Below are 20,762 nucleotides of genomic sequence, written 5' to 3'. Positions count from 1 at the left end.
GATAACTGGCCGAACGGTTGATATGTCGCTTCCACTGGGCGAACTGCCGGTAGCCCATAGTGAATGCATCCCCCGTGCGGCGCGCGGGAGGACGGGCGGTCCGTCTGGAACGGGCCCCGTGCCGCAAGGCCTCGGCCCGCAAGGGCCGCCCGTCCACCCGCTGCGTCTCCCACACTGCGGCAAGCATCGCAGCTTCCTGAGCAGGCTCGGCGTACATGGTGTGCGTTCCCTCAGGAGACCTTGGCGGCTTCGAGATAGCCCTCGGCCCAGGCGGTCGACGCCGGGTCTTCCCCGAAGGACTTCAGGGTCGTCCGCGCCCACCGGCGGGCCGCTTCGACCTGGCCGTCCTCGTCCAGGAGACGGGCGTAGCGGGCCACGATCTCCCGGCGCGGACGGCCCAGCGCGGGCTCGTCGTGGTGCGCCGCGATGGGTTCGAGCATTCGGAGGGCCTCGGCGCGGTCGCCCTTGGCGGCGTGCACGTCGGCCAGGAGCGCGGTGTTGGCCGCGCGGCCCGGCTCGAGCACGTCGTCGGTGACGAGCGCCAGCGCCTCTTCCGCGGCGGCCTCGGCGGCGGCCGTGTCGCCGAGCTCGAGGGCGCATTGGCCTCTCAGGTTGTGCGCCAAGGAGATCAGGAGCGGATGGCCGGTCTTGGTGCCGTACTCCTCCGCGCCTTGGGCGAGGTCGAGGGCGTGGTCGAGCGCGCCGATCGAGCGGGCGGCGAGGGCGCGCACGTACTTCGCGAAACCGCGGCCCCAGTCGTCGTCGATGCGCTCGAAGTCGCGGAAGGACGCACGGGCGGCCGCGTCGGCCCCTTCCGGGTGGCCTAGGGCCACTTGGGCGGCGGCGCCGATCGCGCGCAGGAGCCCGACGGCGAAGACGTCGCCCGACCGTTCGCCGATCGGCATGAACACATCGGACAGCCGCTTCGCCTCGGTGAAGCGCCCGGCCATGAGCAGCGCGAACGCGGAGACTCCGCGCACCCAGGCCCGGCCGACCAGGTCCATTTGGCGCGCAAAGGCTTTCGCGGCCTCGCGGAGCACGTCGTCGGCGCCGTCGAAGTCGCCGCGGGCCACGAGGACCCACGCGCGGTGTTGGAGGGCCCAGGCGAGGCGCCTGTCGTCGCCGACGCCGAACGCGGTGTCGTAGGCGTCGAGGAAGCGGGTCTCCGCTTCGTTCAGGTGCCCGGCGAGGAAGTCGAGCAGGCCGATGCGGCATTGCGCGTCGCAGCGGGGGCCGGCGAGTCCTTCGCGCCTCGAGAGTGCAAGGGCCGCAGTCCAAGCGGTGCGGGCGTCCTGGAGTTCGCCCTTGTACCGGTGGAGGCGTCCGCGCAGGAGCAGGAGTTGGGCGACGAGCTCGGCCTCGTCCTCGGCGAAGTCGTCGCCGAAGAGGCGCCCGGACGGGTGCTCTTCATGGTCGTCGCTGGGGACGATGAGGCCGATGTCGATGGCGAGGCCCTCGATCTCGGACTCGGCTTCCACGGTGCGGCCCAGGCGGGTGAGGGCCCGGCCGCGCAGGAGGCGGTCGTCGAAGGACAGGGGCGCGAGGCGTTCCACGCCGTTGAGGAGCGCGACCGCTCGTTCGGGCTCGGAGGCGTCCATGGCGCGGGCGGCCTGCTTGCGGACGGCTTCGACCGCGAGCGGGAGGACGTTCCAGACCTCGTCGAGCGCTTCGATCTCGACTTCCTTGGCGAGGGTGACGGCCTGCTCGGCGTGGAAGACCACGAGGTCGTCGGCGCTCTGGCCTTCGAGTTCGGTGTCGGCGGCCCAGCGGGCGATCTCGGCGTGCGCGTGCGCGGCGTCGGCTTTGCCGATGGGCGCGTAGGCGGCCTGGCGCAGCAGCGGGGTGACGAAGCGGTAGCCGCCGTAGGAGCGTCGGCGCAGCATGCGGCGGTCGAGGAGTTCCTGGAGGGCGGCGTCGAACTCGCCGGGGACTTCTTTCTCGAGGAGCTGCGCGGCTTCGGGTGGCACGGCGTCGCCGAAGATCGAGGCGGCGCGCAGGAGCGCGCGGGCCGCGGGGGTGAGGGCGTCGATGCGCGCGCCGAGGACCTGCGCGAGGTCGCGGGAGAGCACGCGGCCGGTGAGCGAACCGGCGGCGAGGCGCCAGTGCTCGCCGTCGCCGGCGAGCAGCCGCTGCTCGGTGAGTAGGGTGACCAGCTCGGCGAGGTAGTAGGGGTTGCCTTGGGCGAAGCCGAGGAGGCGGTCCTCGTCGGGTTTGGGCATGCGCCCGCCGCCGAGGAACTCGCGGAGCAGACGGGCCGCATCGGCGCCGGCGAGCGGCGGGAGCGGGTGCACTTCGGCCTCGGAGATCCGGGTGAGGACGCCGGAGGAGCGGGTCAGCTCAGGGCGCCCGTACAGCAGCACGAGCACGGGCCCGTGGATCTTGGAGAGCGCGACGCCGAGCGCATCGATACCGGCCGCCGAGGCGGTGTGCAGGTCGTCGATGTTCAGGACCAGCGGCCCCTGGGTGGCCATGTGCGTGATGAGCTCCGCGACGGCTTCAGGGATCGTGTAGGCGTCGGACTGCTGCCCGGTGAATCCGCCGACGCGGTCGGCGGCGCCGGGGCGGCCGTGCCCGAGCAGCCCGAGGAGGAGCGTGATGTTGAGGCGGCATTCGCCGTGGTCGGCGTGGCCGTCCGCGATCCGCCGGAGCTTCGCTTCGGCGGTGGCGCGGTCGTCGTCGAATCGAAGACCGGCGGCCTTGCGAACGAGATCGGCCAGCGGCCCGAAACGGCGGCCTTCGCCGTAGGGCGCGACGCGGACGGTCAGGACGCGCGCTCCGCGTTCGGTGGCGACGGTCCGCACTTCGCGAGCGAAGCGGGTCTTCCCCATCCCCGCCTCGGCGGTGTGGATGAGGACGAGCGGTTCGCCGCGGTCGATGACGGCTTCGAGCCGACCGTTGACACGGCCGATCTCGGCGTCCCGGCCGATGAAGGGGGCGGTGTCGCCTAGGCTGGCACGGGTCCCGGGCTCGTCTTCGAGGCCCAGGAGCTGGAACACCTCGACCGGCTCGCGCTTGCCCTTGAGGCGCACGGGAGTGAGGCGACGCCAGGCGGCGGCGTGCTTGGTGGAGCGCATGGTCTCCTCGCCGGCCCAGATGGTGCCGACGGAGGCGATCGCGCAGATGCGCGAGGCGGTGTTCACGGTGTCGCCGATGACCGTGTACTCGAGGTTCGCCTGCATGCCCGCGACGACGAGACCGGAGCGCAGCCCGATGCGAAGTCCGATGGGAAGACCACCACCGGACTCGGCTTTGAGGAGACGGCGCACCCGTTTCTGCATGGCCTGAGCGGCCCGGACGGCGCGCTCGGCGTCGTCTTCATGGGAGAGCGGAGCGCCGAAGACGGCCATGAGGCCGTCGCCCATGAGTTTGTCCACGTGCCCGCCGAACTCGTTGACGGCGGAGACGCATTCCGCCAGCAAACGGTCGGTGACGGACGAGACCCGCTCGGGGTCGAGGCTCTCGGACCAGGTGGTGAAGTCGGAGAGGTCGGCGAAGAGCACCGTGACGTAGCGGCGCTCGGTCTGCGGGGCGGTGGCCTCAGGGGAGAGGGGTGCTCCGCAGTTGTGGCAGTAGCGCGCGCCGGGCACGGTGGGCACGGAGCAGAATGGGCAGGTCACAGCAGCACCAACGCCGAGGGCAGGGTGTGTTGTTCCCCACTCCTTGTGGGAATGGGGTGGTTCTTGCGCTTCACGCTGGCAAGGATACGTGGCCTAGCTGACAGATACCTGTGTGCAGAGGCACAATTCCCCGAGAGCAGGAGGGCCGATCAGCCAAAAGGCCGACCCCCGCGAGCCCCGTACCGGACGATCCGGCAGGACCCACCGCCCCGCCCCCAGCCGATAAAATCCTCTCAACCGAGTCGACCCCTCACGGGCTCCAAGAACGAAAGCCCCCATATGGCGTCACCCCTCGAACCTCAACGCCCGATACCGATGCCCGAAGTGCCTACCTTCGCCGAACCGAGCGGGACGACGTACACCGTCCGGTACCACCGAGCGCGGCTGCTGGCCGTCGCCGTCGGCTGCTTCCTACTGTGGTGCGTCCTGTCAGTCGCGTCGAAACAAGCCCCGTTTCACTGGGCGAACCTGCTGATGGTTCCTTCCGCCTCGATGTTGTGCATGTCGATCCTCTGCGTGTCCGCGCCGTTCCACCAGCCGTACCTGACCCTTGATTCGGCCGGCCGGGTCCTGCGCGGCCCTGGCGGCTGGTGGTGGTGCCGCTCCTACCCGAGGCGCGGCCGCACAGGAGTCACGTACTCGATGCAGGAGGGTTGGATCGTCGAGGCTAGCGCGGACGGCACACGCCGCCTGCCGCTTCCCCGCTGGTGGGCACACAGCGATGATTGGACCGAACTTGACGGCCTGCTTTCTGGCTGTGAACGCTCCGCTCCGGACTGGATCCACATCAGGAGAACCGGCCCTGACTGGCTCCCGCCCTCCTCCGCGGCGATCCGCATCGGCTCCAACCGGAAACCGTTTCTCTGGGCTTTCCTTACCGGTTTCACCCTGAACCTCGCGGGATGTGTGGGCCTGCCACTGCTGCGCCTAGTGCAGGAGTCCTACAGCCTGTTCGTGGTCCTGCCATCGATGTTGACGAGCTTCGGCCTGGTCATGCTGCTCTTCAACCAGGTGGCCGTCTTCGATCCGCAGCAGGGCACTCTCGTCGTCAAAGGACGCATGTCCGGCGGACGCGTGTTCCCGCGCCGCGGATACGACCACCTCGAATACTCGGCCCGCCTCGACGCCATCCATGAAGTGCGCGCCGACGGCAAGCGGCGGCTGGTGACGGGTTCTTGGCAATTTGACCCCAAGACCTGGAAGCACTTCACCGACTTGATCCAGGAGCGGGTCCGATGAATCCGGATCCGGGTGCCCGAGGCTCCGCCGATCCGGCACCACCGCCGAATCTCCATAAGCCGATCGCAGTCCGCTCCAACCGGCGCCGCTGCCTATGGGTCACGGCGGTCGGCCTGCCGTTGTGCTTCCTGTTCATCCTGGTCGACCCGGAGAGCCCCGACGACGTCCTTGCCGAGTGGCTTCTCCTCGTCGCGTCGTTGACAGCGTTCATCCCTGGCGTGCCGGGCACCGTCTTGCTGCTCAGCTCCCATCGATACCTGGTCTTCGACCCGGTTTCCCGAAGGCTCACCGCCGGGCCGGGAAACTGGCGCCAGCGGAGTATCCACCCCCGACGCGGATTCGACCGCATCGAGTACTCCGTCTACGACGCAAGGATTTACCAGATCAGAACTGACGGCAGTCGGCGCCGCATCGCGATCCCGCGCTGGTACCTCGACAAGCAGGACTGGCGCGCCTTCGTGGATGCCCTCACAGAGCCCCGTCCGACATCGGTCTCCGACAACGAAAGCCCATAGATGAGCCGCAGCTATCCTCCTCCTCCGATGCCGCCGCCAGGACCTTCGCCTTCACGCACCTGCCGAACCCGCTTCCTCCTGAGGCCCTGAGGTTCCCAGTTCGTCGCGCTCATCGCGAAGGATCTCCTCGTGCCGCTCGGCGAGATCGCCTCGGCCCGAAGCGAACGAACCGACCCACTCAGGCAGCGCGCTCATGACGGCCAGACGGGGCTGCCGTCTTTCCAGGTCACGCCTTTGTTGCGGCAGAGGCAGAACGGGTGGCCGACCGGGTCGGTGTAGATCTGCCAGCCGTAGCCGTCGTCGTTGATGAAGCTCTTCTGGAGCGTCGCTCCGAGGGCGATGACGCGCTGCTGCTCGGGTTCGACTTCGTCGACTTCGAAATCGAGGTGGTACTGCTTGGGGTGCTCGTCGTCGGGCCAGCTCGGGGGGCGGAAGTCGTCGACGCGCTGGAAGGCCAGTTCGATCTCGCCGAACTTGATCCCGGCCCAGGAGTCGGTGCTGCCGTCTTTCACCGGCTGACCGGTGACCTCGGCGTAGAAAGCCGCGAGCTTCATGGTATCGGGGCAGTCGATGATGAAATCGGTGAGTTTCAGCATCGGCCGATACTCCCACAGGACGGGCCGGACGCGAAAGACGAAAAGGCCCGGAACGCTTTCACGCTCCGGGCCCTTGGTTCGCTGTCAGGTGGTGACCAGGCTGGCCTTCTGGAATTCCTTGACCGTGGTGTAGCCGGTCTTGGCCATGGCGCGGCGCAGGCCCCCGAAGAGGTTCTGGCTGCCGTCGGAGGAATTGCTGGGGCCGTAGAGGATCGCCTCGAGGTCGGGGACCTCGATGTCGCCGGAGTCGCCCGGGCGGAAGCGGCCGCGCGGGAGCTTCGGGTGCGAGGCGGCGGAGTGCCACCAGGCGCCGGCGGCCGGGGACTCGGCGGCGTCGGCCAGGATCGAGCCGAGCATGACCGAGTCGGCGCCGCAGGCGATGGCCTTGGCGATGGCGCCGGAGTTGGTCATCTCGCCGTCGGCGATGAGGTGCACGTAGCGCCCGCCGGTCTCGTCGAGGTAGTCGCGGCGAGCGGCCGCGGCTTCGACGACGGCGGAGGCCATCGGGACGTCGATGCCGAGGACCGTGTCCGTGGTGGACCAGTCGTCGGAGCCGACGCCGACGATGACACCGGCGGCGCCGGTGCGCATCAGGTGCATCGCGGTCTTGTAGTTGGTGGCCCCGCCCACGACTACGGGCACGTCCAGGTCGGCGATGAACTGCTTCAGGTTCAGGACGTCGCCGTTGGAGGAGACGTGCTCCGCCGAGACGATGGTGCCCTGGATGACCAGCAGGTCGACCCCGGCCTCGACCGCGAGCGGCGCGAGTTCGGCGGTGTGCTGCGGGCTGAAGCGGATGGCGGTGGTGATGCCGCCCGCGCGCAGTTCGGCGATCCGCTCCGCGATGAGCTCGGGCTTCACCGGCTCGGCGTAGATCTCCTGGAGCCGCTCGATGGCGTTCTCGGCGGGCGTGTCCGCGAGTTCCTTCAGCAGCGAGCTCGGGTCGACGTAGCGGCACCAGAGCCCTTCGCCGTTGAGGACGCCGAGGCCGCCGAGGCGGCCCATCTCGATCACCGAGGCCGGGCTCATCGTCGCGTCGGACGGGTGCGCCATGGCCGGGATCTCGAACCGGTAGGCGTCGAGCTGCCATTCGGTGGAGACGTCGTCGATGTCCCGGGTCCGCCGGGTCGGCACGAGCGCCACTTCGGACAGCCGCCAGCCGCGCGCCACGATCTTGCCGGGGCCGATCTCGACCAATTCCCGCACAGTCTCTCCTCCTACAGGGCCCGAACTACCGTGTGTGGTAGTTGGGTGCTTCCACGGTCATCTGGATGTCGTGCGGGTGGCTCTCCTTGAGGCCCGCAGCGGTGATCCGGACCAGACGGCCGCGCTCATGCATCGCTTCGATGGTACCGGCCCCGGTGTAGCCCATGGCACTGCGCAGTCCGCCCACGAGCTGGTAGACCACCTGTGCGAGGGTGCCGCGATAGGGCACTTGGCCCTCGACGCCCTCGGGGACGAGCTTGTCGTTGGACTCGACGCCGCCCTGGAAGTACCGGTCCTTGGAGTAGGACTTGGCCTCGCCGCGGGACTGCATGGCGCCGAGCGACCCCATGCCGCGGTAGGACTTGAACTGCTTGCCGTTCATGTAGATCAGGTCGCCGGGGCTCTCGGCGCAACCGGCGAAGAGCTGGCCCATCATGACGGTGGAGGCGCCGGCGACGATGGCCTTGGCGATGTCGCCGGAGTACTGGATGCCGCCGTCGGCGATGACCGGGACGCCGCGTTCGCGGGCGACTCGGACGGTGTCCATGATCGCGGAGATCTGCGGGGCGCCGACGCCGGAGACGACGCGGGTGGTGCAGATGGCGCCGGGGCCGACGCCGACCTTGATGCTGTCGGCGCCCGCGTCGATCATGGCGTTCGCGGCGGCGGCGGTGACGATGTTGCCGCCGATGATGTCGACCTTGTCGCCGAAGTCCTTGGAGACGCGGGAGATCATGTCGAGCACGCCGCGCGAGTGGCCGTGCGCGGAGTCGACGGAGAGGAGGTCGATCCCGGCCTCGACGAGCTGTCCGGCGCGCGCGTACTGCTCGTCGCCGACGCCGATCGCGCCGCCGACGCGCAGGCGCCCGATGTCGTCCTTGGAGGCGTTCGGGAACTCTTCGCGTTTGGAGAAGTCCTTGACGGTGATGAGGCCGCGGAGGTGGCCTTCGGCGTCGACGATCGGGAGCTTCTCGATCTTGTTGGCCTTGAGCAGCGCCAGGGCCTCTTCGCTGGAGACGCCCTCGGGGGCGGTGACCAGGTTGCGGGAGGTCATGACGGAGGCCACGGTGACGGACATGTCGTTTTCGAACCGCATGTCGCGGTTGGTGACGATGCCGATGAGCTTGCCGTCTTCGTCGGTGACGGGGAGACCGGAGATGCGGTACTTGCCGCAGAGCTTGTCGACCTGCTCGAGCGTGTCGTGCGGCGAGCACGTGACCGGGTCGGCGACCATGCCCGACTCGGAGCGCTTGACGAGGTCGACCTGCTGCGCCTGCTCTTCGGCGGACATGTTGCGGTGCAGGATGCCGAGGCCGCCGAGGCGGGCCATGGCGATCGCCATGCGGGCCTCGGTGACGGTGTCCATCGCGGCCGTCAGCAGCGGCACGGAGATGCGGATGTTGCGGGTGAGCTGCGAAGAGGTGTCGACCTCGGACGGGATCACGTCGGATTCGCCGGGCAGGAGCAGTACGTCGTCGAAGGTCAGGCCGAGTGGAATGGCACTGGCCGCGCCCATCGGCACCGTGGTGCCTCCGACCCGCTCACCGGCGGCACCCTCGTGCCCCTGAATTCCGAAATCCCCTGAGAACGCCATGCACCAATCGTAGTGCCGTAACCTGCGTCGCTCCGAAGCGCACACGTCCCCTTGAGGTGTGATTCGCAGCGGAAACACCGCGAATTGGAGGGATGACCGGACGGGCCCGGCGGCAGTGCCGACAGGCCCGTTACGGCTTCAACCGGTATGTCCTAGAAAATGTCTTCGACGCCTTCAGAGACGGCCTCAGAGACGGTCTCGAACGCGTCCGACTCCGACACGGCGTCCCAGGCGTCGCCTGCGGCGTCGCTGACGTCTTCCCAGACCTCGGTGGCGTCGATGTCGGTCACGGCGTCCGCGACACCGTCCACCACATCGTCGAAGATCTCTTCTACGTTCTCGCCGAAGCCGTCCATGGCCGTCTCCTCAGTGTTAGCGGGTTGACTTGCGGCCCATGCTAACGAGCGGACCGCGCAGTGTCGGCACGCGGAGCCGAGGCTGGCACGCATCCGGGAGTCACCACCCGCGCACCGCGCTCACCCGGCAAGGTCGTCGCCAAGGGTTAGGCTGGTGAATGTGTATGAGGAGCCACGCGACCCGTTCGCCGACGATCCCGACCACGCGGAGGCGCTCGCCCCGTTCGAGCCAGAACTGGACGACGACGACCGCGCGGACCTCCTCGAGGACCTCCACGAACTGGAGCTGTTCGAGAAGGTCCTCCATCCGGAGGGCTACCGCGGCGTCGTGGTCGACTGCGACGACTGCGACGAACCCCACTACTTCACTTGGGGCCTGCTCATGTCGAACCTGCGCGGCCTCCTGGAGGCCAACTGCGCGCAGGTTCACGAGCCCGCCTACGACCCTGATCCGACCCATTATGTGACCTGGGACTACGCCCGGGGCTTCTCGGACTGCTGGCTCAAGGCGAACGGCGAGGAAACCGACTAGGCGGCAGCCTCGCCGACCGCCTCCTTCTCCGGTTCGCGCTCGCGGGGCTTCGGGGCCGCCTCGGCCGCCTTCGTCTTCAAGTTCGCCTCCAGCACATCGAGCCGCTCGGCCGCGAGGATCGCCCGCGTGAGCCCGGCCCGCACGTACGGAGCGTCGGAGCCGGTGTTCTTGATCGTCCAGATGCCGATGTTGATCAAGCCGATCGCGATGGCGTACATGAGCTCGTCCTGCAGCCGGTCGTTGTAGAGGAAGATCCCGAGGATGACCACCGGAACGGCGTAGAGCCAGGCGGCGGGCTGCCAGGACTCCAAGCGCTGCAGCGTCATGATCTCTCCTCTGGGGACGGTTGAGAGGCCCTTGCCGCCGTCCCAGGCGCGCGCCCGCGCGTTCGCGTCCTTCGCGAACCACAGGCACGCCGAGATCATCGTCGCCACCGTGATGATCCCCAACGGGGCGAACAGGAACCACCACTTCCGCTGCACGAGCGTCGGCAGCAGGATGTACACGGTCGGGTAGACCGCCGAGGCCCGCATCATGAACGAGGCCGCCGCCGTGCGCACGCCCTTCCAGCCGCGCCTGCGGATCGACGAATGCGGTGTCATGTCCGCGAAGATGTTCATGTACAGCCGCAAGCCCGGAATCGCGTAGGCGAGGGCCACGATCCGCACCGGCAGGTTGTCCCACGCCGCAGGGATCACGTAGTCGGCGGCGCGGATGTCGTCGAGGAGCGGGATGCCCTGGTCTCCGGAGCGGTTGAGGAGGCCGTTGGCGTATTCCACCCACTTTGCCTGCCAGAAGAAGTCGAGGTCCCGCGACCACCAGGTGAGCACCAGCGCCAGCGTCATCCACGACAGCAGCGCGCAGACGACGGCCCAGCGCTTGAGACCCCTCGCCTGCCGCAGGTGGTGGGCCTGCACCGGGCGCGCCCGCTGGTCGGTCGACTCGACCTGCTTGCGACGGACCTTCCAGATCTCGCGCTGCCGCTTGACCGCGCCCGCACCGGGCAGGGCGCCCTTCAACCGCTCGACGCGCGTCTTCGGCCGGTCCTTGTCGGCAGCCTCCAGCACTTCGATCTCGCACAGGAAGAGGTCGCGGATCTCGGCGAAGCGGCCGTCGCCCGCATCGACCCCCGAGACGGCGAGGCGCTGCGTCGGCTCGGCGTCGACCAGGTCCTCGAGGAGGCGCGCGAGACCGACCGAGGCGACGTAGAACTGGTCGGGGACGGTGCCCGGCGCACCGTGCGGAATCCCGCCGATCGCTATGAGCACCATGCCGACCGAGTAGAGGTCCGAGAGTGGCCCGCCGGCACCGGAGGCCTTCACCTCCGGCGCGATGAAGACGGACTCGCGGGATTCGGCACCGGCGAGCGTCCTGGTGTGGAGGAAATTCACCCCGAGGTCGATGAGTTTGAGCCGGACAGGGGTGCCGTTCTCCTCCTGGACGATGATGTTCGACGGCGTGAGGTCGTTGTGGTGTCCGACCTTCTCCGCGAGCACGATCATCGCCTCGAGCAGGAGGGTGCCGAGGGCCCGTAGCCGCTCGATGTCGACGGGCCGCAGGATCTCCGCCTTCGGGGGTGTACGGCTCCTCGCGATCGCGCGAAGGTAATCCGCGAGGGTCGTCCCCTCGACGAAGTCCATCAGCACCCAGCTGTCGTGGCTGGCCCACACCGTGACCAGTGGCGACTTCTCAGGGCGGACTCCGCCGAACTCGCGCCGGTAACTCCTGGTGGCCTTGACGATCGCAGGGATGCGCAGGTGGGGGTAGATAAGGCATTTGAGAGCGTACCGTTCCGCTCGGCCGACGGCACGGGTCATCGATTCCACGGTGAGGATGAACGAGGTGGTGCCCTGGCGGTGGAAGGCCATGGTCGAGAAGTCGATCGTGGCCCAGACCGCCGCCGCCTCACGGTCCCATGCGGGTGGCGAGTAGAGCAGCGTGATCGCGTCCTGCACCGCCGGATCGGCGACCAACTGGCGGCACAGCGCGTCCGGCGACTCACCGGCGATCTCGCCCTTCTCGTAGGTCTCACCGTGATACCGCATCCGGTCTGAACGGTGCATCGAGATGAGGGTCAGCAGGAAGCATCCCAGAAAGCCGGCGGTCGCGGAATTGACCCGCAGGTTCGGACCTGGATCCGTCCACCAAGCCCAGAGCCGGCCTATCTCGGTGGACCTGTCGATTCCCAACCGGTCGGCGTAGGCGCGCTCGTCGAGCGGAATGTCGAGCAACGCGGCGCGCCAGTCCTCGACGTCCCACTCGTCGAGATCCGGCGTGGCCGCACGCTTTCCGGTGCGGCCGTGAAGGTGCGCGCAAGCGACGGAGAGCTGGTCAATCGACGCGTTCGCCATTGGCGGTCCTCACGGTGACGATGCGGGGCACGGACCGGAAGGACCCGTCCCGGATCTCCTCGACCGAGATGCCCTGGATCGCGGCGGCCATGACCGCGTGCGCGTGGCGGGCGGCGGTCATGAGCGCGTCGCGGTCCCTGGTCTGGTTCCCGACCTCCTTCATCCACGGCAGCGGCGCGAGATCGAGCACCTTCGGGCCGGGGTCGGGCTCGGTCATCCAGCGCTGCAACTGCTTTCGCTGCGTGCGGTACTGGAATTGGGAGGCGACGTAAGCCTGGCCGAGTCCCTTCCGGATTCGATCGAGATAGGCGACCGAGTAGCGGCGGCCCGGGGAGAGCCGCGTGGGCGGGGCTTTGATCGGCTTGGTGCTGAGGGAGAGCACATGGGTGCAGCCGTCTTCCAAGGCCAGAAGGGAGGGGTGGGCGGTGAGCACGCCGCCGTCGAGGGCGCGCTGGCCTCGGAACACGCCGGTGCCTGGGACGGCGACGGGCATCCAGCAGCTCGCCTTCAGCGCCGACTTCAAGTCCTCTCTGGACTCGAACTCGTGCGGGCCGATCGCGGTCAGGTTGTCCACCAGGCTGATCGCGACGTGGAACTCGGCCGGGCTCTTCAGGATCCTCTCGAAGTCGAGCGGCTTGGTCGCCTCCAGGACTTTCTCGAAGGCGTATTCGAGGTTGAGCATGGGGCGCTTGGTGAACATGTTCCGCATATCCACGAATTCGCGCGTGCACAGGTCGTCGAAGTAGATCGTCAGCGGATACCAGCAGTCGCCGCCCGCCATGAAATAGGCGGCGTTGATCGAACCCGATGAGGTGCTGTAGACGGCGTCGAAGACCCCGCGCAGGCCCAGGTCGTCGAGGGCGACGAGCATCGCGGCGGAGGTGACCCCGCGCATCCCGCCGCCCTCGACGGCCAGGCCCAGCTTGAACCCGTCGGCCCGCGAACCGGGCACAGAGCCTGCGGCCCCACGGGATCGGATCAGTTCGAGGACGGGATGATCGTCGTTCCAGTACCGGTCGGCATCGTGGGCATATGCATCGGACAATTCGGCCTCGCTCGGTGTGCGGTGGAGCGGCGGAATCGGATTGTCCTCAGGATAGCCCGTTTGGCCACAATGCGCAGTCCCCGAAACGCATCTGCTTAGCCCGAGGCGTTGCACCGTGTTCAAGTTGCCGGATGGAACGACGTAGCCCTCAGCTCCAAGGCAAGCGCCGAGCGCATCGCCCCCGAGTTGCTGAGACGCGAATGAATCAAGGGCCGGTCAGCAGCGAATCTGGCACAGGAGCATCCGAAGCGCAGACACCGGCAACGGCGACTGTGTCGAGGCCCGCCCCGCCCCGGCAGGCTTCGAGCTCCTCGACTCCAAGCTCGGCAGCGACTCCCCGATCTTCGACCTCCCGGCCCAGGACTTCACAACCCCATTGAGGGCCGTATCACTCGCCCCTATCTTTCCATTGACAAGATTCTCGCCTAGGCTTCAACTTGACAACGTCTAGATCTGGAGATTCAGTCATGGCACCCCTGATTTCACTCGTCGCAACCACGCTCGTGCTGCGACTGCTCGGGCGGATCAAGTTCGCTCGGTTCAACGCCTGGCGTCCCGCAATGCGAGGCGGGCTGACCGCACTGTTCTTTACGACCGGGATCGTCCACTTCGTCCCCGGATTCAAGGAAGGCTTGATCGCGATGGTGCCCCCGGCGCTGCCTTGGCCGGAAGCGCTCGTCGCTGTGACCGGTGTGCTGGAGTTGCTTGGGGCCGTTGGACTCTGGGTTCGCCCGTTTCGTCGCGCTGCCGCGATCTGCCTGACGCTGCTCATGCTCGCGATGTTCCCCGCGAACATCTACGCGAGCCTCAACGGCATCGAGCTCAACGGCGCCGCACCCCAACCTCTGCTGATCCGAACGCTCATCGAGATCCTTTGGATCGGTGTCGCGGTAGCCGTCGCAACCGAACCCATACGTCCCCGCCTCCCCCCGGCCTCGCCGGTGAAGACCCCACCAATCGAAGAGACCCAGTCGGCCTGAAGCAACCGCGCCAATCTCCTTTTGCCGCAGCCGGAACCCACCGGACGAGTTCGTAGCGCGCACTCCGCGCCGTCTTGGTTGAGGTTCAGGCGGGCGGCGACAAAAGGGTCGCATGGTGGTGGGGTGTGCGGTGCGGCTGCCCGGCAGCGCGGGGGGAGGGGTGGCGGAGGCCCATTTGGCCCCTGGTTTGCTTTGCGCCCCAGGTGGAGTAGCGGGGTGTCGTGAGTGTCCCTCATGGAATAGTCACCCGGTTGGGTGATGACACCGGCACGGCATTCTGTCATCATTGAACTACGAACAAGGAACCGAAAACTGGCAGGACATTCGAGAACAGCGGAAGGGAGGCGAAGGAACCATGAGCCACTGCACCAGCCACACCACCAGCCCGGTCGCTCCGGTTCTCCCCGCCGCTTCGCTCCTCTCCGCTTCCCCTGACCGCCGCTCCCAGGCTGCGGCGATCCGCTCGACCCTCGATGAGGCCGCCGCCCTCATCAACGCCCAGCACGCGTCGGTCCTCGCCTCGGTGATCGCGATGAAAGAAGCGAACCTGCACCGCTCCGAGTTCGGGTTCTCCGCCCTCCGCGACCTGCTCCTGTCCCAGTTCGACTTCACCTTCAACACCGCCAGCGCGATCGCCGCGATCGCGCGGTTGTCGGGGAAGTTCCGTCTTCTTGCTTCGGCGGCGGTGTCGGGGAGGGCCCGGATTGACCAGGTTGCCTACGCTGTCCGACAGCTTGACCAGACTCCGGCGATGCGTCTGTTCGCCCGCACTCCTTTCACGGCCCCTGTCGTCTCCCCCTTCGACCCCGAGACCCTCTGTGCGACGCCGGAGGCGATGGTGGTCGAGTACTGCGCTCATGCTTCCTTCAAGGACCTGCGTCGTCACCTTGAGGGGCTGTGGGCCGCGATCGCCGGAGAGACTGAGCTGCTTGATGGGCTCGGCGAGCAGTCGATGCAGCGCCTGGAGTTGATCGAGTGCGGCAATGGCATGTGGGCGCTGGAAGGGCACCTCTCGAATGCGACCGGGCGGATGCTCGACAAGTATCTGCAGACTGCCTGCCCGCCGCCCCGCCAGGATGAGGGCGACCCTGAGGACGGCGGTCTGCTGCCGCCGCAGGCGAACCGGCATGCCGAGGCCTTCCACCAGCTCCTGGCCGGGTACGGGTCCTCCCCGCAGGCGGCGACCCGGCACGGGCACACCGCGACCCTCGACCTGACCGTCGACATCGAGACGTTGCAGGGCAAGGACACCGGGCGCCTCCCCCTCCTGGAAGGCCGGCCGATCAGCGTCGCCCGGGCGCGGCTGCTGGCCTGTGAAGGCGTCGTCATCCCCTCGGTGTTCAACTACGCCAAGGGTGAAGCGGTGGAGCTGGGTCGGGCCCTGCGTCTGCCGAACGCGGCGCTGCGGCGGAAGCTCGAGCTCGAGCAGCCAGGGGGTTGCGCTTGGCACGGTTGTGACCGGCCCATCGCGTGGACTGAGGCGCACCACATCACCCATTGGGCCGACGGCGGCCCGACGGTCGCGGAGAATCTGATCCTGCTGTGCCGGTTCCATCACGGCCGCATCCACACCCCCGGGTGGAGTGTGGAGAAGACCGGCCCCGGCCAGGCGATCATCACCCACCACGACGGCCACGCAGCAGCGGCCGGGACCGGTCAGAGCGGCCCCGCCGATGCCTCGGCCGGGTGCGGCTGCTCCGACTGGCGCACCGATGCCGACATGGACGCCGAGCATGCAGGCTCGGACTGGGACGTGTTCCCCACCGGGCTCTACCGGACCGAATGGTCCGAAACGTTGAAGCCCGACCTCGACGGGATCGCCGAGGCCATCGACCGGGACCGGGCGGTCAAAGCCATGCGAGACTCGAAAGCGCAATGCCGAGCCAAGTTCAGCATCAGCCAACCCCCGGGGGCCGAGGAAGCAGTCCAGGCACCCCCACCACCGACATCGACAGCGACAGCGACAGCGACAGCTGCAAGGGCAGCAACCGACGACTACGGCGACCCGCCGTTCTTACCCTGCCCCAGCAGGCGACTGCTGGGGGGAAGCGCCGCCACACCACGCAGCGCCACCCGAACCCCCAAGCGAGGGTTCGGGCCCTCGGCATGCCCACACCAGGAAACCCACCCCAACACACCCCAGCACCCGCACGGACCCACCCATCGCTGATCGCCCGAACCCCAACCCGATCAGGCCGAGAGGCCGGAGACGAACCCGAAGCTCACCCCACCCTGTCGTCGCCGCCCGCCTGAACCTCGCCCTCACCGAACCGGAAGGTCGGAGACGGACCCGACCCCCTCATCCTGCCAGTCGCTGCCCGCCCGAACCCCGACTCGATCGGGCAGGGAACCGGAGATGGGCCCAAGCTCCGCCCCCGCTTTGTCGTCGCTGCCCGTTCGCACCGGATTCGAATCGAACCTGTCAGACGGCGACGGACCCAAGCCCTCCCCACCCGGCCGCCACTCAAACCACAAAAGACTCAGAAATATCGAGGTCGATACTCAGCCGAGTCGTTCCGCCAGTACAGATCCAGCGAGTGATGTCAGAATGAGTGCATGGTCGAAGCCGCCACGATGGCCCACCGCATCCGCAAGGTAATCGCCGCCCGCCCAAACGTCACCGAGCGGGCACACGGCGACGGCGCCTGGACGAATGTGACGTACGAGTGGAGCGTCAACGGGCGCACAGCGGTCACCATGCAGGGCGACGGCGGGCTCATGGTCAGGATCGCGAAGGACGACCACGCGGGCTTCGGGGCCGAACCCGGCGCCAAGCCGCTACCCATGAGCTCTCGCGGTTTCGGTGGATGGATCCGTCTGGACGCCCATGCGTTGACCTCCGACACCACACTCGCCACATGGGTCGGGCGAAGCCTCGACTACACCGAGACCCTCCCGCTCCTCGATGACTTCTGACCAACCGTCAGAGCAAAGCCAATGTCGGAAACGGCGAAGCGCAATCGGCTCGACAGCCGGCTGACGGTGCTGCGAACATTGCGGGAATACCCTCGACCATGGGACACAGCGGCGCTGACATCATCTTCGAACGTGTCCGAATCGACCGCATCGCCGAGGTGCTGGAGGTGCTCGATGAGGCAGCGGCGTGGCTCCACGCGCGCCGCATCACGCAGTGGTCTCCACAGTTTGATCCGGCCTGGGTGCAGGGAGCGATCGCCCGCGGGGAGACGTGGCTGACGACGATCGAGGGCGTGCCAGCGGGAACTCTCACACTCGACTGGGATGACCCACTATGGGCCGATGCCGACAGGTCGGCCGGGTACGTGCGCCGCTTGGCAACGCGCCGAACGGCAGCAGGGCTCGGAGCCCTCATGCTCGACTGGGCGGCCGATTCCGCGCAGAAGAACGGTGCTGGCTTCCTGCGCCTGGACTGCGTGGCATCGAACAGCCGACTGCGCACCTACTATGAGAGCCGCGGCTTCGTCCATCGCGGCGACGCGCTCGTCAAGACAGCCCCCGATCAGCGGCTCCTGCTCGGCCCACCCATTCGGGTCAGCCGATATGAACTCGCTCTCCAGTGACAGCGGCTTCGTTGCGGCGATGAGTCTGCGGGGAGCACGGAGTCTCAATAACATCAACGACGGTCACCAGGGAAGGCAAACACATGAGTCAGCTCCTCAGAGTCCAGAACTTCGTCGTCTCGCTGGACGGGTTCGGCGCTGGTGAGGGCCAGAGCCTCGAGCGGCCATTCGGCCACGCCGATCCCGGGGCGTTCATGTCCTGGGCGGGCGCCACGGCGAGCTGGCCCAACCGCACCGACCCCGGCGGGACCCGCGGCCTCGACGACTACTTCACCCGCGACTTCAAGAACAACATCGGCGCGGAGATCATGGGCGCCAACAAGTTCAGCCCCCACCGCGGCCCCTGGGAGAACCTGGACTGGCAGGGCTGGTGGGGCGAGGAGCCGCCGTTCCACACGCCGGTGTTCGTCATGACCCACCACCTGCGCCCCTCGTTCACGCTGTCGGACACCACGTTCCACTTCACCCACGGGGACCCCGCGTCGGTCCTCGAAGCGGCGAAGCAGGCGGCGCAGGGCAAGGACGTTCGACTGGGCGGTGGGGCGACCGTGATCCGGGAATTCCTCGATGCCGACCTGGTCGACACGATGCACGTCGCCGTTGCGCCGGTCGAGCTCGGCTCCGGTGTGCGGCTCTGGGAGTCGCCTGATGACCTGACCGACCGCTTCAACCTCGAGATCGTCCCCAGCTCGAGCGGCGTGACGCACCACCTGTTCTGGAGGAAGTGAACCTGCGTCAGGACGTGAGTCGGACGGGTTCCTCGCCCTTCCAGCCATCGCTCATGGACGGCAACTGTGCGCAGTTTCGAGCGGCCGCTCTAGTTCCAGTTTCCTGCAACCGGACTAGGGCAGCGGCGGGTCGAACAGGTCGAGTTCGGCCCGCGTCGGGGTCTCGAACAAGCCCTGCCATTGGCGGAGCATCGCCGAAGTCAAAGGGACCGATTCCGGCTCCCGGTTCCGGGCTGCGATGCGGCGCTCCAGCTCGGCCATTGGCACTGCGAGGTAGCGCAGTTCGACGTCGGCTCCGAGTTCGCGGGCGCGGAGGCGCTTCGCATCGCGTTCCGCGCGGCCCCAGAAGCCGTTCTCCAGGATCACGCTGCCCCCTGCGACGAGGAGATCCTGGGCCTCCTCTCACTGGCGCCGCTCGATGCGGGCCCGTGCTTCCTCGTCGAACCGACTGAAGCCTTCATTCGCGAGGCGCTCATCGGGGCACATCCGCATCGCGGGTATCTCCCGCTCCAGTCGCATGGCGAGCGTCGTCTTCCCCGCACCTGGCAGACCGCACATGAGCACCAGTCTCGGCCGTCGGTCGTTCATGTCAGTGAGGGTGTCAGGTCGGTGTCAGGGCAGTGCAAGGCGGGCGGTCGATAGTTGCCTCATCAGCAGGCAAGACCGAAACGAAAACGGAGCAAGACATGAACGTCGACCTCACCGCCCAGGACCAGACCACCATCCGCACCGCCGCTTTCGGCGCCGTCACGCTCTTGTCGTACGCCGGGATCGCCGGGTCGGCGCACAAGGTCGCGACCGATGGGAGCCTGGCTTACGCCTCCGCGACCGGCGTCGTCGGTCATGTGCTGGCGTCGAAGAAGAACGACTTCAAACTGCAGGCGAAGTCCGCTGCGGCCCTGGCCGACCAGGTGCTGCCCGCGCTGACGGAATCGGTGCGGCTGCTCGAGGCGCAGGACGCGAGCGAGGCGGCGAACTTCCGGGCCACGGTCACTGTCGCGGTCGAAGCGGCCAACCGGGCGCACAAGGGCGCGCCGAGCCCGAGCATGGCCGAGATGACCCGCAAGATCACCGAGGCCCTGAACGCCTGAGAGCCGTATGTATTCACGCCGCCGTGCCTCCTGGCACGGCGGCGTAACCCGTTTCGGGACGGGCGCGGGCTCAGTACCACTCCCAGCAGACCGTGTAACCGTGCTCGGGGAAATCGGGGTTGCGCCAGGTGGACCAGCCGTAGCCCTCGCAGAAGCCCGAGGCCTCGTAGTCGCTGGTGCGGCCCACGACACGGACGTTCGCGGTGTCGCAGCTGTCCGCGAACGCGAAGGTGTCGTCCTCGTACAGGACCATGCAGGTGTACTGCTCGGCGTAGCCGATGTCGTCGGGGTAGACGATCTGGAGGCACAGGGTCACATCGAAGTAGGAGTCCGCGGCCGCATAGGTCCGTGCGCGGTCGCCGTAGGCGTCGTTGGCGCAGGCGTCCGTGTCCGATCGGCCCTCATATCGTTCGAGCACGCGGAATGCGCCGGTGTCGCAGTCGGTGATGGTCCAGGCCGAGCTGTAGTCGTTGGGCCCGTATACGCATTCGCCGGGTTGGGCGCGGTAGGCGGTGTCGCCGTCGATGGCGATGTAGGCCATGCACAGGACTCGGGCGGTGACCGTGGAGGTGACCGACTGGTCGGAGTCCTCTTCGCCGTCGCACGCGCCGAGGTCGTTGGTGCCCTCGACGATGTCGATCACTTCGAACGCTCCGGCGCCGCAGTAGGTCGATTCGATGTCGACCTCCACGTCGGAGAGGTCGCCGGAGACGTAGTAGCAGTCGCCGATCCCGGCTTCCGCCACCGGATCCGGCTCGACGTACTCGGCCGCCTCGTCACCGCCCCAGGGATCGGATCCTTCGGTGCCGAGGCCGCTCGATTCGGTTGCGGTGTCGGGGAACGAGCCCGGTTCGGTGCCGTCTTCGGCGTTCGCGACGCTGAGGCCGACGGCGCCGGCGAGGATGAGGCCGCCGATCGCGGCCCAGCCTTTCAGCGTCAGGCCGAGCACGGCTTTCACCGGGACGACCTGGTCGCCGGCCGGGACCGGGATCTGCGCGTCGGCGAGCGGGATGTTGCCGGAGACGCCGCGGTCGGGGTCGAGGCCGAGACTGGCGGCCTCGCCGGAGGGAATGTTGACGTGGGGGCCGTCCCCGTTCGGGTCGGCCGCTTGGGGTGCGCCGACACCGAAGGTCAGTCCGATGCCTGCCGTGCCGTTCTCGTCCTCGGCGGACCGGCCAGTGGGACGGGTCTTCTTGTCGTGCTTCGGGGACTTGCGGGCGTTGTCGTCGTCGCGGTGCGGGCCGTTCGCTTCCATGGGCGCTCCTGATCGAAGGGGTGGTCCTCGACCAAGAGCTTGCGGCGAACGGTCATGTGTCCGTCCCGGTCCCGTCACGGCCCCGTCGTGTGGACGATGATCACGAGTAGGCGGGGGC

The 20,762-nt window shown here is 68.0% G+C and carries 18 protein-coding genes and 1 pseudogene; 10 read left to right on the top strand and 9 right to left on the bottom strand.

All coding sequences use genetic code 11. The features are described 5' to 3' along the window. Positions 1 to 230: 230 nt before the first annotated feature. Entirely contained in the window at positions 231 to 3,596 is a 3,366-nt protein-coding gene (locus JHY01_RS03320; protein WP_205324182.1) for an adenylate/guanylate cyclase domain-containing protein, read from the bottom strand. A gap of 336 nt (positions 3,597 to 3,932) precedes the next feature. Between JHY01_RS03320 and JHY01_RS03315 the strand changes: the two genes are divergently transcribed. Together JHY01_RS03315 and JHY01_RS03310 are read left to right on the top strand one after the other, a co-directional pair. Continuing rightward, positions 3,933 to 4,856: a hypothetical protein gene (locus tag JHY01_RS03315; RefSeq protein ID WP_205324181.1), complete on the top strand. Its 924-nt coding sequence runs from the start codon at positions 3,933 to 3,935 to the stop codon at positions 4,854 to 4,856. Further along, on the top strand, positions 4,853 to 5,371 hold the full coding sequence (locus JHY01_RS03310) for a hypothetical protein (protein ID WP_205324180.1): 519 nt from the start codon (positions 4,853 to 4,855) through the stop codon (positions 5,369 to 5,371). The genes JHY01_RS03315 and JHY01_RS03310 overlap by 4 nt, the downstream gene beginning before the upstream one ends. 191 nt (positions 5,372 to 5,562) lie before the next feature. Here the strand turns inward: JHY01_RS03310 and JHY01_RS03305 are convergent, their stop codons facing one another. The 4 genes from JHY01_RS03305 to JHY01_RS03290 form a co-directional block, all read right to left on the bottom strand. After that, on the bottom strand, positions 5,563 to 5,967 hold the full coding sequence (locus JHY01_RS03305; RefSeq protein ID WP_205324179.1) for a VOC family protein: 405 nt from the start codon (positions 5,965 to 5,967) through the stop codon (positions 5,563 to 5,565). An 84-nt stretch (positions 5,968 to 6,051) separates the two neighbouring features. Then, positions 6,052 to 7,173: a GuaB3 family IMP dehydrogenase-related protein gene (locus JHY01_RS03300; RefSeq protein ID WP_205324178.1), complete on the bottom strand. Its 1,122-nt coding sequence runs from the start codon at positions 7,171 to 7,173 to the stop codon at positions 6,052 to 6,054. A 25-nt stretch (positions 7,174 to 7,198) separates the two neighbouring features. After that, positions 7,199 to 8,689: an IMP dehydrogenase gene (gene guaB, locus JHY01_RS03295; RefSeq protein WP_205324368.1), complete on the bottom strand. Its 1,491-nt coding sequence runs from the start codon at positions 8,687 to 8,689 to the stop codon at positions 7,199 to 7,201. A 230-nt stretch (positions 8,690 to 8,919) separates the two neighbouring features. Beyond that, positions 8,920 to 9,123 carry a hypothetical protein gene (locus tag JHY01_RS03290; protein WP_205324177.1) on the bottom strand — a complete coding sequence of 68 codons (204 nt, stop codon included), beginning with the start codon at positions 9,121 to 9,123 and terminating at the stop codon, positions 8,920 to 8,922. Positions 9,124 to 9,283: 160 nt separating this feature from the next. Between JHY01_RS03290 and JHY01_RS03285 the strand changes: the two genes are divergently transcribed. Beyond that, positions 9,284 to 9,655: a DUF5319 family protein gene (locus tag JHY01_RS03285; protein WP_205324176.1), complete on the top strand. Its 372-nt coding sequence runs from the start codon at positions 9,284 to 9,286 to the stop codon at positions 9,653 to 9,655. Here the strand turns inward: JHY01_RS03285 and JHY01_RS03280 are convergent. Then, a complete protein-coding gene (locus tag JHY01_RS03280) occupies positions 9,652 to 12,006 on the bottom strand; it encodes a hypothetical protein (RefSeq protein ID WP_205324175.1) in 2,355 nt (784 codons plus the stop codon). The two genes, JHY01_RS03285 and JHY01_RS03280, sit on opposite strands and share 4 nt — an antisense overlap. Next, the gene (locus JHY01_RS03275) at positions 11,987 to 13,051 is read right to left on the bottom strand and encodes a patatin-like phospholipase family protein (protein ID WP_205324174.1); all 1,065 of its coding nucleotides are present in this window, start codon (positions 13,049 to 13,051) and stop codon (positions 11,987 to 11,989) included. Before JHY01_RS03275 ends, JHY01_RS03280 begins: the two co-directional genes overlap by 20 nt. A 226-nt stretch (positions 13,052 to 13,277) precedes the next feature. Between JHY01_RS03275 and JHY01_RS03270 the strand changes: the two genes are divergently transcribed. The 6 genes from JHY01_RS03270 to JHY01_RS03245 all read left to right on the top strand — a co-directional run bounded on the left by JHY01_RS03270 (position 13,278) and on the right by JHY01_RS03245 (position 18,298). Continuing rightward, entirely contained in the window at positions 13,278 to 13,502 is a 225-nt protein-coding gene (locus tag JHY01_RS03270; protein WP_205324367.1) for a DUF397 domain-containing protein, read from the top strand. Positions 13,503 to 13,518: 16 nt separating this feature from the next. After that, positions 13,519 to 14,031, top strand: a complete 513-nt coding sequence (locus JHY01_RS03265) for a DoxX family protein (protein WP_205324173.1) — start codon at positions 13,519 to 13,521, stop codon at positions 14,029 to 14,031. Between the two features lie 355 nt (positions 14,032 to 14,386). Further along, positions 14,387 to 16,201, top strand: coding sequence for an HNH endonuclease signature motif containing protein (locus JHY01_RS03260; protein ID WP_205324172.1), 1,815 nt, complete (start codon positions 14,387 to 14,389; stop codon positions 16,199 to 16,201). Positions 16,202 to 16,587: 386 nt separating this feature from the next. Next, positions 16,588 to 16,947, top strand: a complete 360-nt coding sequence (locus tag JHY01_RS03255) for a hypothetical protein (RefSeq protein WP_205324171.1) — start codon at positions 16,588 to 16,590, stop codon at positions 16,945 to 16,947. Between the two features lie 98 nt (positions 16,948 to 17,045). Further along, positions 17,046 to 17,570: a GNAT family N-acetyltransferase gene (locus JHY01_RS03250; protein WP_205324170.1), complete on the top strand. Its 525-nt coding sequence runs from the start codon at positions 17,046 to 17,048 to the stop codon at positions 17,568 to 17,570. 83 nt (positions 17,571 to 17,653) lie between these two features. Then, entirely contained in the window at positions 17,654 to 18,298 is a 645-nt protein-coding gene (locus tag JHY01_RS03245; protein ID WP_205324169.1) for a dihydrofolate reductase family protein, read from the top strand. 114 nt (positions 18,299 to 18,412) lie between these two features. On the opposite strand, the pseudogene JHY01_RS26290 reads toward JHY01_RS03245, so the two are convergent. After that, positions 18,413 to 18,886 (bottom strand): annotated as a pseudogene (locus tag JHY01_RS26290) (AAA family ATPase). Between the two features lie 98 nt (positions 18,887 to 18,984). Here JHY01_RS26290 and JHY01_RS03230 point away from each other — a divergent pair. Continuing rightward, on the top strand, positions 18,985 to 19,389 hold the full coding sequence (locus JHY01_RS03230) for a hypothetical protein (RefSeq protein WP_205324166.1): 405 nt from the start codon (positions 18,985 to 18,987) through the stop codon (positions 19,387 to 19,389). A gap of 70 nt (positions 19,390 to 19,459) precedes the next feature. On the opposite strand, the gene JHY01_RS03225 is transcribed toward JHY01_RS03230, so the two are convergent. Continuing rightward, positions 19,460 to 20,644, bottom strand: coding sequence for a hypothetical protein (locus JHY01_RS03225; protein ID WP_205324165.1), 1,185 nt, complete (start codon positions 20,642 to 20,644; stop codon positions 19,460 to 19,462). Between the last annotated feature and the right edge of the window lie 118 nt (positions 20,645 to 20,762).

Source organism: Glycomyces sp. YM15 (genome assembly GCF_016918015.1).
GTDB lineage: Bacteria > Actinomycetota > Actinomycetes > Mycobacteriales > Micromonosporaceae > Glycomyces.
This window is presented reverse-complemented; position numbering and strand designations above follow the sequence as displayed.

Coding starts and splice junctions, on each gene's coding strand:
- JHY01_RS03280 (WP_205324175.1), bottom strand. CDS start 12,006: ATGGCGAACGCGTCGATTGACCAGCTCTCCGTCGCTTGCGCGCACCTT.
- JHY01_RS03305 (WP_205324179.1), bottom strand. CDS start 5,967: ATGCTGAAACTCACCGATTTCATCATCGACTGCCCCGATACCATGAAG.
- JHY01_RS03250 (WP_205324170.1), top strand. CDS start 17,046: ATGGGACACAGCGGCGCTGACATCATCTTCGAACGTGTCCGAATCGAC.
- JHY01_RS03230 (WP_205324166.1), top strand. CDS start 18,985: ATGAACGTCGACCTCACCGCCCAGGACCAGACCACCATCCGCACCGCC.
- JHY01_RS03290 (WP_205324177.1), bottom strand. CDS start 9,123: ATGGACGGCTTCGGCGAGAACGTAGAAGAGATCTTCGACGATGTGGTG.
- JHY01_RS03265 (WP_205324173.1), top strand. CDS start 13,519: ATGGCACCCCTGATTTCACTCGTCGCAACCACGCTCGTGCTGCGACTG.
- JHY01_RS03260 (WP_205324172.1), top strand. CDS start 14,387: ATGAGCCACTGCACCAGCCACACCACCAGCCCGGTCGCTCCGGTTCTC.
- JHY01_RS03315 (WP_205324181.1), top strand. CDS start 3,933: ATGCCCGAAGTGCCTACCTTCGCCGAACCGAGCGGGACGACGTACACC.
- guaB (WP_205324368.1), bottom strand. CDS start 8,689: ATGGGCGCGGCCAGTGCCATTCCACTCGGCCTGACCTTCGACGACGTA.
- JHY01_RS03255 (WP_205324171.1), top strand. CDS start 16,588: ATGGTCGAAGCCGCCACGATGGCCCACCGCATCCGCAAGGTAATCGCC.
- JHY01_RS03310 (WP_205324180.1), top strand. CDS start 4,853: ATGAATCCGGATCCGGGTGCCCGAGGCTCCGCCGATCCGGCACCACCG.
- JHY01_RS03225 (WP_205324165.1), bottom strand. CDS start 20,644: ATGGAAGCGAACGGCCCGCACCGCGACGACGACAACGCCCGCAAGTCC.
- JHY01_RS03245 (WP_205324169.1), top strand. CDS start 17,654: ATGAGTCAGCTCCTCAGAGTCCAGAACTTCGTCGTCTCGCTGGACGGG.